Source organism: Phormidium sp. CCY1219 (assembly GCF_055795085.1).
In genome coordinates this window covers 13,247-30,608 of sequence record NZ_JAYFEQ010000759.1, presented here as the reverse complement: position 1 = coordinate 30,608, position 17,362 = coordinate 13,247, and the positions used below count along the sequence as shown (strand labels likewise).

Sequence of the window (17,362 nt, the reverse complement as noted above, 5' to 3'; positions counted from 1 at the left end):
GAAATGCTTCTGTGATAACGTTTTCAGCCGGTTTCTAACCGGGTTTAGCTATGAGGCGTGGGTTTTGAACCCACGCCTGCTTGACTTACGGCCCTCTCCGTTTCCATTCAACTAATTTCCCCAGCGAGTGGGGAGCAGAAAAAGTATTTCTAGCGCCTTCTCAAATCAAGAAAGGTTTCCATTCAACTAATTTCCCCAGCGAGTGGGGAGCTCATAATGACTACGGGGTATATGCGTACTTATTCTAGTTTCCATTCAACTAATTTCCCCAGCGAGTGGGGAGTGAGGAATAGTAATTATGAACTTCAACAAAGTTATCGGTTTCCATTCAACTAATTTCCCCAGCGAGTGGGGAGTCGAAATCGGTGAAGGCACCCCAGCTAGCTTCAACGGCCGTTTCCATTCAACTAATTTCCCCAGCGAGTGGGGAGCGCAACCATGGAACAGCAGCGTACTGGCATCGACTTGTTTCCATTCAACTAATTTCCCCAGCGAGTGGGGAGTGCTCCTAAAGAGTGGCAATAACACTGTAGAAGCGCTCCAGTTTCCATTCAACTAATTTCCCCAGCGAGTGGGGAGCAGCGACATTAAAGTCGATGTCGAAGCTGCTGGGGCGGCTGAGTTTCCATTCAACTAATTTCCCCAGCGAGTGGGGAGTGCCCCGATTATAACACTGATGTAGCAAGGATTCCAGCGAGGGTTTGCGAGGCTGGAGAAAAATGTTGCTACACTTGCCGCTAGCCGCCGGGAGGTTGGAGGCGCAAACCCTTACCCAGAGAGGGTGCGAGCCTCCCGACGCATTTAGGAGATTGGATGGGGTTTGACGGGAGCTTCGCAAAACCCAACCTGGGATGGAGCCACCCCGCGTCTGTTGGGACGCGAGGGGGACTCCAGGTTCTAGACAATAATCGAACGCCGATTCTCGGTAATTGCAGGGCCAATGCCCCAGACTTCCACCTGTGCCAGGGTATGCCGGGAGAGGGGGTAGAAGCGGATGCTATCTTCCTCCAAGTGAATGCGGTATCGAAGCCGGTCTTTCAGTTCCTCGAACTTAGAGTGGCTCAGGAGGCATTCAAAGGTAGAATACTGCACCCATTGTCCATACCCCTCCAGCAAGTCGTGGACTTTTTGACGGCGTTTGTTGTCGGGAATGTCATAAACCACTACATACAGAAGCATCAGCGGATTTGGTAAGGGGAATAACCCAGAGTTGGGTCATAAACAAACTGCTTGAAAGCTTTAACTTGTTGATTGAGCAAATCCCATTTAGGTTGGGTTTCCCCGAAATCATTGGTAATCGTTTCCTCCATGCGCTGAACGAAATGGTTAAGGAATTTTACCCGACCAGATTCATTGAGATAACAGCCGCCATCGCGATAAACAAAATCATCGGTAGCCCGCATGAGATGGCGATTCACCAGATACAAAACCAGAGAATCCACCAAAGGCGCGCGAAACTCCTCGATTAAATCCGATGCTAATGCGGCATGGCGAGAGTTGCCTTCATGCAGGCAAGCGGAGTAGGGGTCGAGTCCTTGCAGTTCAATCAAACTGAGCAGGTGATTCCACAACACTTGATAGCCAAAAGACAGCATAGAATTCACCGGGTTGCCGGGAGGCCGGCGAGAACGACCGACAAATAGAAAATCCGAATCATCCAAACATTCTCCGAAGGCGGAGAAATACTGTGCTGCACCGGCCCCTTCATAGCCCATCAATTGCTCGATGCGTTCGGCTTTTCCTGCTTGCTGAATCAGGTATTGCAGGCTATCGATCGCCAAAGCAAGGGTAGAGGAGGCACGACGACGCTGCTGCCGCATCAAAATCACGCGAGAGTTTTTCAGCTTCGCCTGGACGATGCATCGCGCTACCACCAACCGATTCACGAAAGAGAGTTGTTGCTGATAGCGTGCCAGTTGCCGATAGCCGCGCGCGATGGGGATAATCCGGCCATAACAATAGCCCATTCGCGATAGATATACGATCGGGATATTGCGCCACAGGCAGCTACGAATCGCCTGAGTGGTGACTTGGGATTTGCCGAAAATCAGCATCATTTCCAGCAGCGGCAACTGCACCTCGCACAACAGGGCATCGCGCTGTTTAACCACCAATAACTCCCCATCGAGAGCCACATAACAGCCTTGTTGAGAAATGTAAAGCGTCTGCATTAGCGGCGGTCGATATCGTCGAGATTGCGAGTATCCAGGGGAGATTCCACAGAGGCATTCATGCCCTGCACCCGACTCGGTTGCAGGTAGCGCACCACGGAATCGGCAAAGGTGGCGGTAAAAAAGCTAGCTGCCGTCACCAAGAAGGTGTTGGCAATCACCGACGCCAACCCCAACGGTGCAATTAACAAAATCACCAAGGTCACGGAACCATTGACCAATGCCACGGAAAAATTGCGGACTGTTGCTGCACGATGAGTTAAATACATCGGATTGCACTCCTAAATCGATAAATGAACCAATTTGAACGGTCTAACTGATGGAACCCACCCCGCTGATGGCTCTCTCCTGTCGAAAGAGAAAATGAGGGAGTGGCAAAAGGAGGAATTGCTGGATTTCGTTCCGTAGAAGCGCCAATTGTTGCTCCCACAAAACCCGGGTAATCCAGAGATACCCCCCGTCGGCAGAGAACCGCGATAATTCCGCCTCTCTACCGACGGGGAATACCGACAGGTTGAGGCGAAGAGAACAGGGCATTACCCTGTCCCTTCGGGAAAGCGAAAATTAGGTTAGAGGTCGCAAGAATTTATCGAGCAAATCGCACAGGTTTTGGTTCAAGGTATCAAAGGGATTGGTGGGGTTATAGTTATGGATTTGCTTGAGTATGTTTCGCAAAGTGGCCTGAATTTCCGCTTGATTTGCGATTTCAGAAACTCCCTCGAACTGGTGAACGAAGGTATTGCGATCGCCGCCAATGTCATCTAAGCGAGCAATCAAATTCACCAAAGAAACATTCTCTTGCAAAAAATAGCGAGCCAAAGCTTTCAAAAGCAACCGACTGGGAGCTTTGTCATGCTCCAACCGCAACACCCGACCGTTATCTAAGCGATAGTTCTCCAAGTAATCCAGAAGCGCCCCGGAATCACAGTGGTTAATTTTTTGCCAAAACTCGGCGCTTTTTGACTGGGGACTTTGGGGAATTCGTTTCAACCCCAAACCTTCAGAAACCAATATCCACAACAGTCGTTCTTGGAACCCGGAGACAAAAATCAAAAACTCGGAATAGTTCTGATTGTTCAGCTTAATCAAAGCATTAAAATAGATTTCCCGAACTAAAGCCCGTTGGTCTTTCTGGCGCAATGCGGCAATTTGTTTAATCCAGCGATCGTCTACAAAATCGCGCAGGGGTTGGATAAAGGTATGGGCGCGTTGGAAATCAAAAGAAATGCGACATTGAGCGTAATTGAGCAACCCTTCCATCACGGGAGCATCTAATCCGGTTTCGCTCAGCGTCACCAACGCGCCGCTGTAGTTGTAATCGCGAATTTGACGCTGGATAACCTTTACATCAAACTCTCGTTTAAAGGTATCCACATTGGTCTCAAAAACGCGAGTTTGTCCGCTCTGTACCTGCTGGGGATTTCGCACTTGCCACACAGAACTATGGGGTGCATATCCCGCCGCTTGCAGCACAGTCCAGGCGGATTTCATCACCGGAGTGCCCGAGGAAGCATTGAATTCTAATTTATCTCCTTTGCTAAAATACTCCAGTCCGCGCTCGATGCCTTTGCGCGCTTCATTCACCGCCAATAACAGATTCACGGGGTCGCGAGAAAGAGCGTTACTGACGGGTATCAATTCAATGCAGTTGTTGGCGAGTTTAACTGCTTCGCTTTCCAGCCATTCTTTGGTGTCTTCAGCGCCTTGCTGGGTGTTCTGAGTGTGCAGTAAAACCACTCGTTTGATTTCGCACTGCTTTTCCCACAAATGTCGCACCAAAGTCACAATCGACCCTTCTTTATTGGTATGTTCGGAAAAGGGGTCTTGTTGGCCAACGAAAGATAACAAAATGCTTGCCATGAGATTGACTCCAATAGAGTAAATAATCCAGAACTAATTGAAAAAAAACCTTCGCCCCCGGGGGATGAATTGCGCGGAATTTCTAGCAGGAAAAGGGGGCGAGAGTCTGTGGAAGTGAGGGAGTGGAGAGGGAGACCCTCCCGACTCCCGGGAAAAGGCGATCGCTATTCTGCCGGTGCAGAAATGCCGAATAAATGCGCCGACCCTTGGGACTTGTTTAAATCGCGAAGAAACTTAGCGCGGATACCGTTGCCATTTGCAGATTGTCCGCCCATAAACAAACAGACAATTTCCTGACAGTCGGTTTGTTCTTCTGGGTGGGCTATCTTCACCCGTTTGATGCTCGCCCAAGAACAGAAAGTGCTGCCTCGGCCCGCATTACCCCCGATATCGGGATTGCGCTTATATCGACGGGGGGGATTTTCTTGATAAATTAAATACATTCCATCACCGCGCGTCTCGTTGGGTTGGGTTTCAAACCACTTTATTTCCTGGCGATGGAGGGGGTCTGCATCCGGGCCGGGAAGGATGTAAACCGCGCAGGTATGAGGAGCAAAAACTTCAGCGGCTAAATTGCGATTAGCACCGGATACAAACCGATTTGGCCACCGTTGTCGAACCGCATCAGACCAGCGCTGGTAATTTATCGCCCAAGTATTGGGATTCTTGGGGGAGAAGGCAAAGATTTTGCGCGATAACCGTCCCGTTTCTTTGTTTGGCAAAAGATGGGTGAGCATCAGGTGACATCCCCGGGCGGCTTCGCGACCGGTATTCATGGTAAAAATATGTAACGGCCTGCGCCATCCGCGACCGACGCCCCCGACACTGGCGGCAAATTTGACAATTGGCAGGAGAATGTGCGTTAAAATCTCCTCGGGCGCGTCTAGGATGAGCTGACCTTTCCAGAGATAGAAACGCGGGGAATTGTCCGATCGCTCGCACCAGGGAGAACTCTGCACCATCTGCAAGCGCACGCAACCCTGACGACTTTGGTTATTGTCTGGCGATTCGAGAGTGCCAAGTAGTTCTCCGACGGTAATTTCGGCATTCTGGCGAGACATCACCCCCAGCAAACACCGCAACACCCACGATCGCAACCAACCGCGCCAATGGGAGGGGCGCAATTCTTCATTACCCGATCGCCCATTTGCGCCGTAACATCCCTGACTGTAGAGACTGAAATCCAGAGTTTTTCGCGATCGCCCCCGGTCCGATTCTGGGGAAGAAACCCCGGGAGAGGCGATCGCGCCATACCCAGAGGCGGTACGACTGCCCACCCCATACAACGCCAATGCCTGCTGCACCCATTCCCACACTTCTGCTACCTCGGATGGGGTAGCGCGATCGGGTATGCCGCGAATCGCCACCACTACGGGGACTTCCTCCTCTCCGTCGCCGAGAGTATAAAACGAAAGCGGCGTCCCCTGACCTTCGTGGAACACCTGAAATGCTTGTTGCGGATTGACAATATCCAAGGTGAGTGGAGTCGGTTCCGTGGGCCAAGCATCGAGAAATTCAATCTTACCGGCGCTGATGGTATCGTCATCTTGATACCCCAGCAAGGCCAGCATGCGCGGTTTGATGTCCGGGCGTTTTTTAGCCCAAGCGCGAACCACCCCGCGAATCGCAGAACCGGGAATATACCCATACAGGGGCAATTCCCGCAATTGCTGCCAATTGTCCCCCACGTTGCGTTTGTCTTCCGGGCGAGAAGAGGTTGGTTTCCAGGTTCCGCAGGGTTCTCCCGCAGAAACAATGGTTTCCCCATCGGGATGGGGAAACGAACCAACTTTCGCTCGCCAACATAACCGAAACGTACCTTTCTTGAACCAATCAGACTGCGATCGGCGTTCGTGCTGCTGTTCTAGCAACTCAATCAATTTCGTGCCAGCGTACATATTTTTCCCTCATTTATTCCTAACTAAATTGCCAGATTCGGTGCGTTTTAGCCGAGTGCAACCTCTCTTAACAAAGGCAAAAATTGTCCGCCTCTAACGCACCGAATCGTTCATTCAAACTCAGACAATAGCTCAATCGAATCCGGGATTATTCGCCTTCTGAATAAGCGCGCGCCCAGAAATTCCACTGTTGTGCCAACAACAACGACTTGCGCCACATTGCCATATATTGTGCCGATTCCGATTTAGTCATTTTTACCACAGCCGACATTAAATTATGACGGTCTTGGTCGGTTTGCCCTTTAATGTTTTTCCCCAACAATTGACCGAGCAAACAGCCCCAAACCGGCACGGTTCGTTCCCGGACTTTACCGCCTTGAGCGTTAGACTGATTGAGATATCCCACTGCAGAGAGCAAGCCAAAAACGCGCAAATGTTGGGACAGTCGCAACACGGCGTTTAAGTCTTCCTTATCCATCTTCGATTTGTTCGTTTCCTTGAGATAAGCTTGGATGTGGTCGTGAGCGGTTACGCTCATTTCTTCCGGTTTGACGCTGCGAGTAGACTGGGCATTGGTTGCAGAATGGTTGGCTGGAGTCATGGTATTTTTAGGGGATTGATTGACTGGGTTTTTGCTGGATTTTCCAGAGGATTTTTTCTGACGTTTTGGGGTCATAATTCAACTCTCGCTGATAAATTAAATTTCCGCGAATCCGGTAGATTTTTGTGAGGGAATTGCAGTAAGTTGGAGTGGGCGGTGAGAGTAGCGAAGTTTCCCTCGCTACTCTCATCAAAGATGAATGGGGTAGAGTCGGCTTGACTTCCCTTGGAGAAGAGATTGAAAGCCCGTTTTGCTCCCTATCCGCTCTGTCAGGTTGCCCCTGTTACCCCATTCAATGGCTCACAACTTATCCATCCACAGCAGTGGATTTTGGTGTGGGTTGGGAGAGAGCGCCTTGGGGGGCGTTGCCATTGGCAACCCAACTTTGCACCCAACCTCGGCCTACATTTGCCTGCCCGCCAACTTGCACCAAGCCTTGCAAAGCATCTAGCAACAACTCATGTTGGGGTTGAGAAATCGGATGATTGGGCAGCAAATTGTAGCCCCAGGCAAAATACAAAATCGTATCGCGGGGGATGCAAACATCAGTCCAAAAAACCTCTGCCGAACCGGCTTGATTTGCGCCGGTGGTATCGTCTTGGATTTTATTGCGAATTTGCGTCCACAAGGAGTGTTCCATCAACACTTGAAAGTCTGCATCGGGTAAGACGATACGATTGGCATTCCAGGTGGGTTGAACTGCACCGCTCAAGGAATCCGGCCAAGTTCCGGGGAGAGCGATCGCATTTTTTTGCTCGTCATTCAAGCGAGTGACTTGCAATTGAGCATCAGCCACCATATAAGTGCCAGGGCGGGTGCCCACCGGGACATCGGGGAAAGTCGCCCCGGGTTGGCGCGCAATCAAGGCACAATCGCGAATCAACGAGTGACAGCTAACCCAGGTAAACACATCGTTCCCATTCATCGACAGGGTTCGCATGGGCACCCACAGCAGGCGAGCATCGCCGAACCACACCTGATGCACTCCCATTTGTCCGCCATCGCTCAATTCTTTACCAAACAATGCATCAGCAGCTTCTTGATTTTGAGTGCTGACCTCGAAGCGCAAAGTGCCGCGCCAAGAGGAACCGGGAACGTAAGGGAAATTGGTATGCACTTCGCGAGCAATTTCCAAGATATTGCCCAGATTTCCTTCACCCCCGCAATGAATTGGGGCAAGGCTGTAAAGATATCCAATCCGAAAATCCGTCATCGTTATTCCTCGTATGAACTCCAAAGTAATTCCGAATATCCCAACTGGCGCAACCGTTGGGCTTTTTCATGGGCTTTGCCGCTACGAGTTGTGTCTTCGGCAAACAACAACTCGGGGGATTCGAGATAGTAAGCGCTACCGGGAGGTGCGGCAAACACCTGGGGAGCAGGAATGCTCGTCCCGGGATGGTCTTTGCTATCCCGAATCCGACCGCTAATCGGAATTGGTTTAGCAGTAGCTACGCTCACCAAACTGCCCACTTTTTGGCGCGGGTGACACTGGTGAGCCAGATGCCATTCCCAGGGCCATCCCCGACAGAGGGACTTGCCGTTATCGTGCTTGCGCTCAAACACGCCAGGGGTAACGAGATAGGCGACTTTGCGCCCCGCCGTGGCTCGTTGTTTCTCGGAGAATTCCGAGAGCTGTGCCCACTGGTGGTCCAAAACGGCGCAGCGCTGCACCAACACCCGATGACCTTCACCGCCCAAGGGGGCGACGCTTTCGGTGGGGAGTTCCCGATTCAGAGCGATCGCCAAACTCCACCCGGGCACCATGCGAATCGCATTCTCGATAAAGTAGCCATCGGCATCTTTCACTTGCCGAGAGCCATCTTGCAAGGCATTGTGCGATCGCGTCTCCACACTCCAGGGTTCCGGGGATTCCGTGGGTTCGCAGTAGCGCTCCTTTGCGGTTAACTCTTCCCCTTGCAGCAGTTTGCGCCAAGCGGCGGCGGATAAGTACAAGCGCTCGTGAGCGTTAGATTCAGGCTCACTCGGAGGCTTTTTCTCCAAGAGCAAGGGGGCGGGGCGGTTGCGATTCCACAGCAGTTGGCGATCGGGATGCCCCTCGGGAAGCCACGGGATGGGCAAGAGTTGAGACCCGCCGACATAATTCATCGGGGCGCTCAGATATAGCTGTTCGCCGCAACAGAAAAAAGGCCCTTTCAGGGTAAAGGTATCCGAAGTTTCTACTAGCGATCGCAAGGCCCCGGCGAGGGTGTGCCCGTTAGGGGGAAATACGCTCCCCGCCCACGCCCGTTCCCCGGGGGAAAAGGGCTTGGCATCGCGCAAGAGCAGCACGTCGAGGGGGGTGATTTTGTACCAAAACATTATCGTTCACCTCCTAGTTTGATATCGCGGTTGCGAAGGACGAATGCGGCGAGTTTCAGCCAGTTTTTGATTTCGCGATCGCGCTGGTTTTCCTCGGTGCTGAGATACAGCCGTTCGAGAAAGTCACTTAAGGCCATGCGGAAGTCATCGGCGAGGGATTGATTCCCCCGAAAGGCATCGCGACGGGAACAAAACGCAATCGTCCAAGGGGCGATCGCTGCCTGGGAGGGTGCCGGGTGCTGACTCCACAGAGTTGCCGCCTGTTCGAATAAGCCACTCTCTAGATGGGGCAAATTCAACAGCGATCGCCACCGACAGAAGGCATCAAACTTCGCCGTTGCAGTAAGGATATTGCCATTGCCATACATCACTCGCACCTGCACCGCATCTTTCAGCTCGCCTAGGGGGGTGCGATGGTCTTTCGCCCCCTCTTCTGCTTTCCAGAGGTTTTCTAGGGCAATGGCGAGGGGCACGGAATGATGGGCGATCGCAATCCCAAAGCTAATCGAGGCGCGAGACCCCATCGTAAACAAGGGCCGCTCCGCAAGATTGCTCGGTAACTCGCCGCCAGTCCAGCGCCAATAATCCCCCTGGTTCGCAAACTCGCCCTGGGGGTCCTCGGCACCTTTAAAGCATTGGCGAATATCCCACAACCAGCTATCCCATTCCCACAAGTTGGTATAAGCGAGAACGTCATCGCCGCCGCCATAAATCAGCCGTCCGGCATAGCGCGCTTCTGTCAGGTAGGGGGTCAACTGATTGGAAAAGTCGAGCAGGGCGCGACTCAGATGTTGATGGGTGGCCGGTCCCATGCGTTTTTTGCACTGGAGAAACTTATGCAGCGCCGAGCGGATTTCTGGGGAGAGGGTGTCGATTTTACTGGCGAGGTCCTCGGGAAGGTAATCGCGGTAGGGTTGCAGGGGTTCGCCTTTGAGCCAATTGCTCATCCCATCCCCATCGCCGGCAGCGAGAACGTACCAGTCGGTGGGATTGCTCCCTGGAGGAAACCACTGGGCGATCGCTTCGCGCAGTTGTTCCTGTTGGTCTTGAATCTTCTGTTTTTGTTCGGTTTTCGTGAAGACCTGCTCGGAATTTTCCGCTGATGGCTCGAAGGCTTCAATCGCCCACCCGGCATTGAGCGCGCGGGGATTCGGCCAGTGGGGGTGATTCTGCGCTACCCAAGGAATCCCCCACTGATTCGCTCCGGGGGTGTTATTGTCTTGCAGCCAGGGGAAGCTCTGGCGAATCGTCTCACAAATCTGCCGATACTCGCTCACCGCCTCCGGATGGGTCCGCAGCCAACCGGCAACCCCAGAGGTCAGGTCGGGGTAGTAGAGTTCTAGGCGAGTCTGGGGCCGGGTTAAAAGGGTGGGCAAAATTCGGTGCAATCCCCGTTTTAGCACTTCTGTGGCATTGAGTTCTTCGATTCCGTCAAACAGTCCCACTTGTCGCTGCCACTGCTTTTGGGTTTCCCCTTCTGTGACCCAATCGCTACCGCTGTGAACCACCGGGCCAATGCCGGAAATTGTGGAGCGCGGCCCAAATGCCGAGGGAATTTCCCAAGTGCGAGGCTTTTTTACCGACGCTAACCCATAGCGGGTGCGATCGAAAATGTTCGCCCACCAAGAGCCTACATTTAAGTTCGGCTGTCTGGCTTTATAGGATTGCGGGCGATCGGGGCGAGCCTCCCACGCTTTTTTAACCGCTGCTTCGTAAGTGCTACGGACAAATTCGGCTTCATCTGTAGTGAGCAGGTCTTCGGGGGGCCGGGCAAAGGCATTCTGCGCTTTTTCCCAAGATTGATATTTTTGCGGCTGGCGCGGCGAGTGGTGCAGTTTCGCATTGGCGTCGCCAATTGGCAAGGCGGTCCAATAGGTTTGCCACTGGGAGTCCAGCCAATCAGTCCAGGTATGCGGGTTCACAGAAGGCATCCAATGCAGTTGTTCCTGTAACTCGGATATCACCTGTTTCCCCACAGCTAGCCACTCTTGCCGTAAGGTTTGTTCCGCTTGCTGCATCGCGGCACTCACGGGGTTTTTGCGGTTCCCTGCATCGGGTGCTTCGGCCCCGTTGTTGGGTAAAATCGTTACCAATACGTTGGGGAAGCCGGCTGTGAGCAATTGCCGCTCGTTGGGAGCTTCTATCCAAGGGGCAAAGTGGGGATATTGTTTCAACAACCACAAGTCGATTAGCGGTTGGGCGTAAAGGCACGGATACAGCAGGGTGTCTGGGCCGTATTTCCAGGCGATCGCCCAAGCAACTTTGGCAGACAGATAGTGCAACAGCCACGACCCAGCCCAAAAATCGCGCATTTTGCGACTGGCTTTAATGAGTTCTTGCACCGGGGCAAAGCTGAAAATCCCTACATAAGGACGGGATTCAAAGTAATCTTTGCCTTTGCGCCCTCGCTTGTGCGGATAGGCACTGGCGTCGGGATAATATCCCGCTAACGCGCCGGCAAGGGCTGAGGTCATGGTGGTATGACTCCACACCGAAGCGTCGGGAATACGGGTGTCTGCAGGAAGTAAGGGTAAAGTCGGTTCGTTGGGAATGTCCGCTTCCCCGTTGAGGGCGCTAGCTAGGGCTACGGGATAGCATCGCCACAGCCACCAATACACTTGACGGGAATCGTCGCAGGTGCGAATCTGTTCCGGAATTAGGTTGGTTTCTATTTGGGTTAACCAATTACTCCGATTTTGACCCTGTTCGAGTAAGAATTGGTGCCATTGCTCTAGTTGCAAGGTCTGTTTGGCTCCGGATAGCAGGTGCCGGATTTCTAGCCCTCGGGTGTCATAGTTGATGGCGGTTTGGACGGGCAACCGACCTAAAGCAGCGCGATCGCTGGCGGCGGCGATTAGGTCGCACAAGCCAATGTGTTTCAGCCATTGGGTGCTGTACTCTGAGGCAGTATGGGATTTCGCTTTCGGGGAAATCCAATCTTCCATACAAGCAAGGGATTGCCATGCTCCCTCCCGGGCGCGCCCGCTGTTATCGTGCAACGCTTTCAGAGGAGGGTCGTGCAGCAATCCCCAGATTTTCGCTTGCCAAAATGGTGCGCTTGTCATAACTTTTGCTACTTTTCTCGGATGGACTGACAGCAGGTGCTGTCTCGGTTTCAGGCGATGGTCTTTTAGCGATCGGTGGTTGGCCGAAGTTTTATGCAGCCATCGCCTCGAGGTAGTTATCTGTGGTTGGCCGAACTTTTATGCAATTGGCCAGCGCTATGGGTGCCCAATTCGCCAGTTGCGCTGACTTGCATGGGTTCTTTCTCGAATCTATCAGTTTCTCCCTCCCTGGGGTTTCAAGGTAACGAGATTGATGAGAATCGTTACAAAAAGTTATGTGGAAGTTATCTACTCTGGTTTTTAACAAAAAATTAAGGATTTTATCACCCTGGTTGGGGTATATTAAGAACATGGCTCCTCCCACCGCACTCTCTCCGGAAAACCCTGGGGATCTCGCGATCTGCTGGCCGGGTCAAAATGTCCCCGCTTGGTTCCTCGATACGGACTACAACCGTCTGTGCTTCCACGTCAACCAAGCCTTAATTACAGAATATTTGGCAGTTAAAAATTTAGCACACAATCAAAAACAAGAAAGTATTCTTAGTCTAAGTGTCTAAAAGCGTCATGACTTACTCAGTTGGCGAGTTGGCGAACCAATTCAAACTTCACCATTTGAAAAAAAATTATCCAGTTTAATTCCTCAAGGCAAACAACTGAGTCAAGATTGTTTCGCACAAGAATATCGCGATAATTACGCAGATATATCAGGATATTATGAATCACCAGAGATTTCAGAACTAGCAGAACCAGCTCATTACAGTGAATTGCTTTATAACCTAATCAAATGGCAAAAACAGTGTTTGCACTTGTTGGGTAAACTCCCCCTGGAAAATACAGTATATTCTAATATTTTAGAAATTTTAACCCGAAAAAAAGACAAGAAAGGCAGAGAAATTTATTTGAAGGGAATTGATATACAAGAAGTCACTCTTACCTTAGAAGCAATACTGGACGATTTAAAAGATGGTATATTTGAAAACCTTTTTTTAGCGATAGAAGTACAATCCGTCCTGAATCATATAGATCGAGCCCAAGAATTGTTTGATGAAGACCAGTATATTTTAGCTGGATTGATTAGTTTATGTTCATTGGAAAGCTTGTTGACTGAACTTTGTCGAGAAAATCTAAAAGATGGAAGCATACCACAAAAAGGATTACAACATAAAAGTAATGTTTTAAAAGGTAAAGGAGTTATTAATAAAGAAACCCACAGACTTATTACAAGGTTGGTAAAAATCCGGAATTCTATTGCTCATGGAGATTCTAACTTAGTGTCTAAAGACCAAGTTCGAGAAGTCATTATTGAGGTTAAATCTATTGTTCGCAGCCAAATGCCTAATGACTAATTAACACTGTTGGCGATCGCCCTTATAAACTGTTAGCCTCCCAAAGAGCTTCCTCATTGTAAAGCGATCGATGCCCACCCTACAAGTCCGATCGCCCAACTCTCAAATATAAATCGTAAAAACACGCCATTGCTATACCCCTACGGAAAATATACACCTCCCAAGTCAGCCAAGGGCAATGCAGGTGGTTGGTTCTCGCGACAATTTAACCCACAGGTGGAGACCCCAGGAGGTCAAATTTTCCTCTAGGGTGGAAAAATCCGCAAAATCATCCCTTCTCTATCCCCATTCTCGTGACAGCTAAGGCTAAGATGAAAGGAAATCATTTGCCGTAGAAAAAAACCATCGCTTAACAACGATATGGCTGTCAATAACGCGCACATCAAACGCTTACTAGAAACCAAACAGTGTCAGGGAGGTATCCTCAATGACGCTTATCTGGGTCGGTTTAATCTGAGTAAAGCTGACCTCAGTGGAGCCAAATTGGTGTTTTCCAATCTCAACCAGGCGAATCTAACTCAGGCCAATTTATCCGGTGCAGACCTCAGTTTTGCCAATGTGGTGGCCGCAAATCTGACTAATGCGGATCTTAGTGGATTTGATGCCAAAGGGGTGAATCTGTTTGAGGCGAAGCTCAATGGTGCGGATCTCAGTGGCGCTGATTTGAGTTTTGCTAACTGCGTGAAGAGCAATTTCACCGATGCTAATCTCAGTGGGGCGGAGTTGAAAGGAGCCAATTTGATTGGCGCTCAACTGACGCGCGCCAACCTCAGTGGCGTCCACTTGGCGGGGGCGAATCTGGGAAATGCTCAACTCACTGAGGCCACCCTGGCGAATGCAGATCTCAAGGATGCCCGGTTGGTGGATGCGGACTTGGGGGATGCGAATCTGAATGGGGCTGATTTGAGAAACGCTAATTTGTTTAATGCGAATCTCAGTGGGGCGAATCTCAGTGGGGCAAATCTGGCCGGTGCCAATCTGGCTCATGCAAAGCTCGATGGGGCGATCGGTTTGTATGGCAATCCCGGGGTCATGCCGCACGATCGCGCTCCCGGTCAGTCGGGAATGGCATATATCACGTTTTCTCAACCGGGAACTTACCCCGGCGGCCCGAGCGGTTTGGCACTTCCTCGCCCGGGAATGCAGTAACCCGATCGCGCTCATCCCCTGGGCAGCTCGCCTCGACCGCATCGGCGCGATCGCTGCCCGCTACTTTTAGCCCAACATATCTCACGTAAAGTTAGCGAGCCACTGATTCCCGCAATCCTCACTTAACAGGTCAGGCGTCGCTGATTGTCAACTCGCAATTCTTTGTCCAATAACCAATGACCAATAACCAATGACCAAACGGTGGTGCTTGCTCGGCGATAGTCGAGTGTTTAATAACGAGTTTGAAAATCGCTAAATCCCTGCGGTTCTTGATAGTCCACCGATACATTTTGCACCACCGCCGAAGACGGACCTTGATGAGACCATTGAATCATTTTTTCTACCGCATTTTTGCTGCCCTCAAAAACAGCTTCGACGCGACCATCAGGGAGATTGCGAACCCAGCCGGTGACGCCATTTTGCTTAGCTTCATTCACGGTGCTAAAGCGAAAGCCCACACCTTGAACTTGACCCGAAATGAAAACCTGGGCGGCCACTTTCTCTGACATAACTATGGAATCCTCTTGCAAGCTTCACGAATCGGTGAGGGGGAGTTGAGTCATCCCCACCGCATCAAGAAAAGTAATCGAGAGTCTGGAATCCCCGTAACTTTAGTTCGGGGAGGAAAGACTCACGACGGTTTTAACCGTCGTGAGTTAAACAGTACAGAGTTTATTAGAGCGACGAATTAGTTTAATCTTCTTAGAAGAAAATTGCCCAATTCTTTTCCAATTGTGGTCGTAAACGCTAATATTTTTGGTCTTTGTATTAGTAAAACCTCCAACCCATCCGATGTATGTTTTCCCTGCTTTTTCAGCTAAAACTTTACCGCCATAACGAACATTAAAAGGAGTAATTGTCCCTCCTTTACGTTTGCGTATGCCGCCTTTTTCAGCATTATCAAAATGCAAAGCACGACGGAAGTAAGCGGGTCTAGTTGTTACTCGAAAAACGCAAGGAGTAATGTTAACCAACCCTTTCGGGTCCCAAGTATCGCAGTTTTTCCTGGGAGTCACTCCATAACGGACAAACTCGCTTGCAGCCAAAGCAATGCCATCTACTGCATGAGATTCGGGTACTTGAGCTTTTTTATCCTTAATTTTCTCCAATCCCAAATATCGGCGTATTTGACTGGTTCCGTTATTATTCTTTTGCCAGCCATAAACTGTCTTAACTGGGGCAATAGATTTGAGTTGTTCAACACAGTAGTTTGGCCCTAACATAACTGGAGAAAACCCTTGGCTCGAACGTGCCCCTTTTCTACCACTGGTTAAATCGACATCAGCTTTGACCAATTCGTAAACAATCTTGGTTCTAGGGAAAATATTGGATAGTTCAGTAATACCCCTGATTTCCATTTCTCTTGATGCCCGAATAGATGGAGCTAATTTACCTTTTTTTACGACGATTATCAAATCGCTTTTGTCGGTGGGCGCGTAGGCTAAAAGGCATTTTCCTGTTAATTCTTCTGCCTCGTCGCACCCGACGTTGCAATGCTCGGTTTCTGACATTTTTAATGACTTTGCCTTTTTTGATAACAGCAGAGCCAAGTCTTTCTTTAACGCGGTCGAAAGGCAAAACTAAATGGGCCGTATAAAGGGTGAATTTGCAAGACTGGACTGCAATTCCCGTATAGTTTTTGCCAGGGTCGCAGCCAACTGCTATTTTCTGAGTTTCGCGACCCGATGGTTCAGCTACCAGACGGACATAATACAAACCTGTATCGTTCCAGTGGGGAGTTGCTTTCCCCTCTTTGACCCAACGACGGGCCCGCTTCGGGTTTTGTCGGCATTGCCGGGGAACCATCGGGATTTTGTACTGGTACTCGTAACATAAGAGATAATCCTTGTTTTACAAGTTGTGTGTCCCTACGACCACCAAAAACGTTGTGTCCTGGAATAATCCAGTGCCTTCACCCAAGAAGGCCAACAGATAATCCGGGCTAGGGAAATACCCGGAAGTGTTATCGCTCGAGGGCTACAGGTCTAGCCAACTTTTAATTAGACGTTGGGTCGTCCAAGCTGCGTGGCTTCAGCCTGTAGAAGTTGACTCATTACCCGGGGGCAAGTCAAACAAAACCGTTGTCATGTAATAATCTGCCCAGTCTTTGCCGAAGGCTTTTTCTAGCACCCGACGAGTTTTATCATTTTTGCGTTGATTGGTGCAGTAGTGGCGCTGACCCGCGAGAATGTCCCCGGCGCGATCGGGCGTCGGCAAAGTTTGGGTAGCTTGCTGACAGTGAATTTTCAGATACGCGGCCACTCGGGACAGAAATCGAGCTTCTTCCGACTTGCCGTCGGGGCGAACGAACAGGCAAAACTGAGAAAAAATGTTGCCCCAAGGCGGGAGTTCCCGGGGATGAGAAAACTCAACGGTGGGCAAAGCACCCAGATTTTGCAGATAGGACGCGGGCAAAGCGCGATCGCGAACTGGAGACAGATCGGCGATCGCGGCACTAATCTGACCTCTTGCGCCCACCAAATCCGTGCCAAACATCGGCAAATCGTAGGTTGGATTTGGGAACATGACGCAGTGCAAAATATCGAGATTGTTGCCCACTTTCGCCAGTTCCAGATGCAGCTTGCGAAATTGCGGCGTTTGGTAGCAGCGATTTTCGATCCGCAGTTTTTCCCCCTCCAAGCGTCCTTCCACATAACCCAAATCAGAGGGAAGCGGATAAGGCGAGAGGTCTAAATTATCTTGCCAGACTTGCTCAATGCAATCGGCCAACTGGCGGATGAGGACATGTTGTTCGCTACGCAAGCAGGGAGTTGAAGTCAAAGACACAGTTTTTACCCGTCTGGAATGAAGCCTTACACAGATGAAGCGCATTTGAGCGCATCGTTACCATCATATAGGGTTGCGGGACTTCTCCAACCCAGAAGGAAGAATTAAGAATAATGAAGAAACAATGCATCTGCAAAGTTAGGGTAGTAGGGTGGGCAGTGCC

At 50.6% G+C, this 17,362-nt stretch carries 14 protein-coding genes, 1 pseudogene and 1 CRISPR repeat array; of the genes and pseudogenes, 3 read left to right on the top strand and 12 right to left on the bottom strand.

Features of this window, described 5'->3' with window-relative positions; all coding sequences use genetic code 11:
- Nucleotides 1-99: 99 nt before the first annotated feature.
- A CRISPR array of direct repeats spans nucleotides 100-657; the repeat unit is 36 nt; unit sequence GTTTCCATTCAACTAATTTCCCCAGCGAGTGGGGAG.
- A gap of 240 nt (nucleotides 658-897) precedes the next feature.
- The 9 genes from cas2 to AC0QH1_RS23080 form a co-directional block, all read right to left on the bottom strand.
- Nucleotides 898-1,179, bottom strand: a complete 282-nt coding sequence (cas2, locus tag AC0QH1_RS23120; protein WP_324633729.1) for a CRISPR-associated endonuclease Cas2 — start codon at nucleotides 1,177-1,179, stop codon at nucleotides 898-900.
- Complete coding sequence (cas1, locus tag AC0QH1_RS23115) at nucleotides 1,179-2,171, bottom strand: CRISPR-associated endonuclease Cas1 (RefSeq protein WP_324633728.1); 993 nt, start codon at nucleotides 2,169-2,171, stop codon at nucleotides 1,179-1,181. The genes cas2 and cas1 overlap by 1 nt, the downstream gene beginning before the upstream one ends.
- A complete protein-coding gene (gene csx18, locus AC0QH1_RS23110; protein WP_324633727.1) occupies nucleotides 2,171-2,440 on the bottom strand; it encodes a CRISPR-associated protein Csx18 in 270 nt (89 codons plus the stop codon). The genes cas1 and csx18 overlap by 1 nt, the downstream gene beginning before the upstream one ends.
- Nucleotides 2,441-2,735: 295 nt before the next feature.
- A complete protein-coding gene (locus tag AC0QH1_RS23105) occupies nucleotides 2,736-4,031 on the bottom strand; it encodes a hypothetical protein (RefSeq protein WP_324633726.1) in 1,296 nt (431 codons plus the stop codon).
- A gap of 164 nt (nucleotides 4,032-4,195) precedes the next feature.
- Nucleotides 4,196-5,929 (bottom strand): RAMP superfamily CRISPR-associated protein, encoded by a 1,734-nt coding sequence (locus tag AC0QH1_RS23100; protein ID WP_324633725.1) that lies wholly within the window; start codon nucleotides 5,927-5,929, stop codon nucleotides 4,196-4,198.
- A 148-nt stretch (nucleotides 5,930-6,077) separates the two neighbouring features.
- On the bottom strand, nucleotides 6,078-6,605 hold the full coding sequence (locus AC0QH1_RS23095; RefSeq protein WP_324633724.1) for a hypothetical protein: 528 nt from the start codon (nucleotides 6,603-6,605) through the stop codon (nucleotides 6,078-6,080).
- 232 nt (nucleotides 6,606-6,837) lie between these two features.
- The gene (locus AC0QH1_RS23090; RefSeq protein WP_324633723.1) at nucleotides 6,838-7,743 is read right to left on the bottom strand and encodes an RAMP superfamily CRISPR-associated protein; all 906 of its coding nucleotides are present in this window, start codon (nucleotides 7,741-7,743) and stop codon (nucleotides 6,838-6,840) included.
- Between the two features lie 2 nt (nucleotides 7,744-7,745).
- The gene (locus AC0QH1_RS23085) at nucleotides 7,746-8,852 is read right to left on the bottom strand and encodes a type III-B CRISPR module-associated Cmr3 family protein (RefSeq protein ID WP_324633722.1); all 1,107 of its coding nucleotides are present in this window, start codon (nucleotides 8,850-8,852) and stop codon (nucleotides 7,746-7,748) included.
- A complete protein-coding gene (locus AC0QH1_RS23080) occupies nucleotides 8,852-11,917 on the bottom strand; it encodes a type III-B CRISPR-associated protein Cas10/Cmr2 (protein ID WP_324633721.1) in 3,066 nt (1,021 codons plus the stop codon). Before AC0QH1_RS23080 ends, AC0QH1_RS23085 begins: the two co-directional genes overlap by 1 nt.
- Before the next feature lie 350 nt (nucleotides 11,918-12,267).
- Here AC0QH1_RS23080 and AC0QH1_RS23075 point away from each other — a divergent pair, with 350 nt between their 5' ends.
- The 3 genes from AC0QH1_RS23075 (at nucleotide 12,268) to AC0QH1_RS23065 (ending at nucleotide 14,412) form a co-directional block, all read left to right on the top strand.
- Nucleotides 12,268-12,474 (top strand): hypothetical protein, encoded by a 207-nt coding sequence (locus AC0QH1_RS23075; protein ID WP_324633720.1) that lies wholly within the window; start codon nucleotides 12,268-12,270, stop codon nucleotides 12,472-12,474.
- Between the two features lie 207 nt (nucleotides 12,475-12,681).
- Nucleotides 12,682-13,263, top strand: coding sequence for a hypothetical protein (locus AC0QH1_RS23070; RefSeq protein WP_324633719.1), 582 nt, complete (start codon nucleotides 12,682-12,684; stop codon nucleotides 13,261-13,263).
- Between the two features lie 360 nt (nucleotides 13,264-13,623).
- Entirely contained in the window at nucleotides 13,624-14,412 is a 789-nt protein-coding gene (locus AC0QH1_RS23065) for a pentapeptide repeat-containing protein (protein WP_324633718.1), read from the top strand.
- Nucleotides 14,413-14,642: 230 nt separating this feature from the next.
- On the opposite strand, the gene AC0QH1_RS23060 is transcribed toward AC0QH1_RS23065, so the two are convergent.
- From AC0QH1_RS23060 to AC0QH1_RS23050, 3 genes and pseudogenes are all read right to left on the bottom strand, one after another.
- The gene (locus AC0QH1_RS23060) at nucleotides 14,643-14,921 is read right to left on the bottom strand and encodes an acylphosphatase (protein WP_324633717.1); all 279 of its coding nucleotides are present in this window, start codon (nucleotides 14,919-14,921) and stop codon (nucleotides 14,643-14,645) included.
- Nucleotides 14,922-15,068: 147 nt separating this feature from the next.
- Nucleotides 15,069-16,218 (bottom strand): annotated as a pseudogene (locus AC0QH1_RS23055) (RRXRR domain-containing protein).
- Between the two features lie 225 nt (nucleotides 16,219-16,443).
- Nucleotides 16,444-17,199: a phycocyanobilin:ferredoxin oxidoreductase gene (locus AC0QH1_RS23050; protein WP_324633716.1), complete on the bottom strand. Its 756-nt coding sequence runs from the start codon at nucleotides 17,197-17,199 to the stop codon at nucleotides 16,444-16,446.
- Nucleotides 17,200-17,362: the final 163 nt, after the last annotated feature.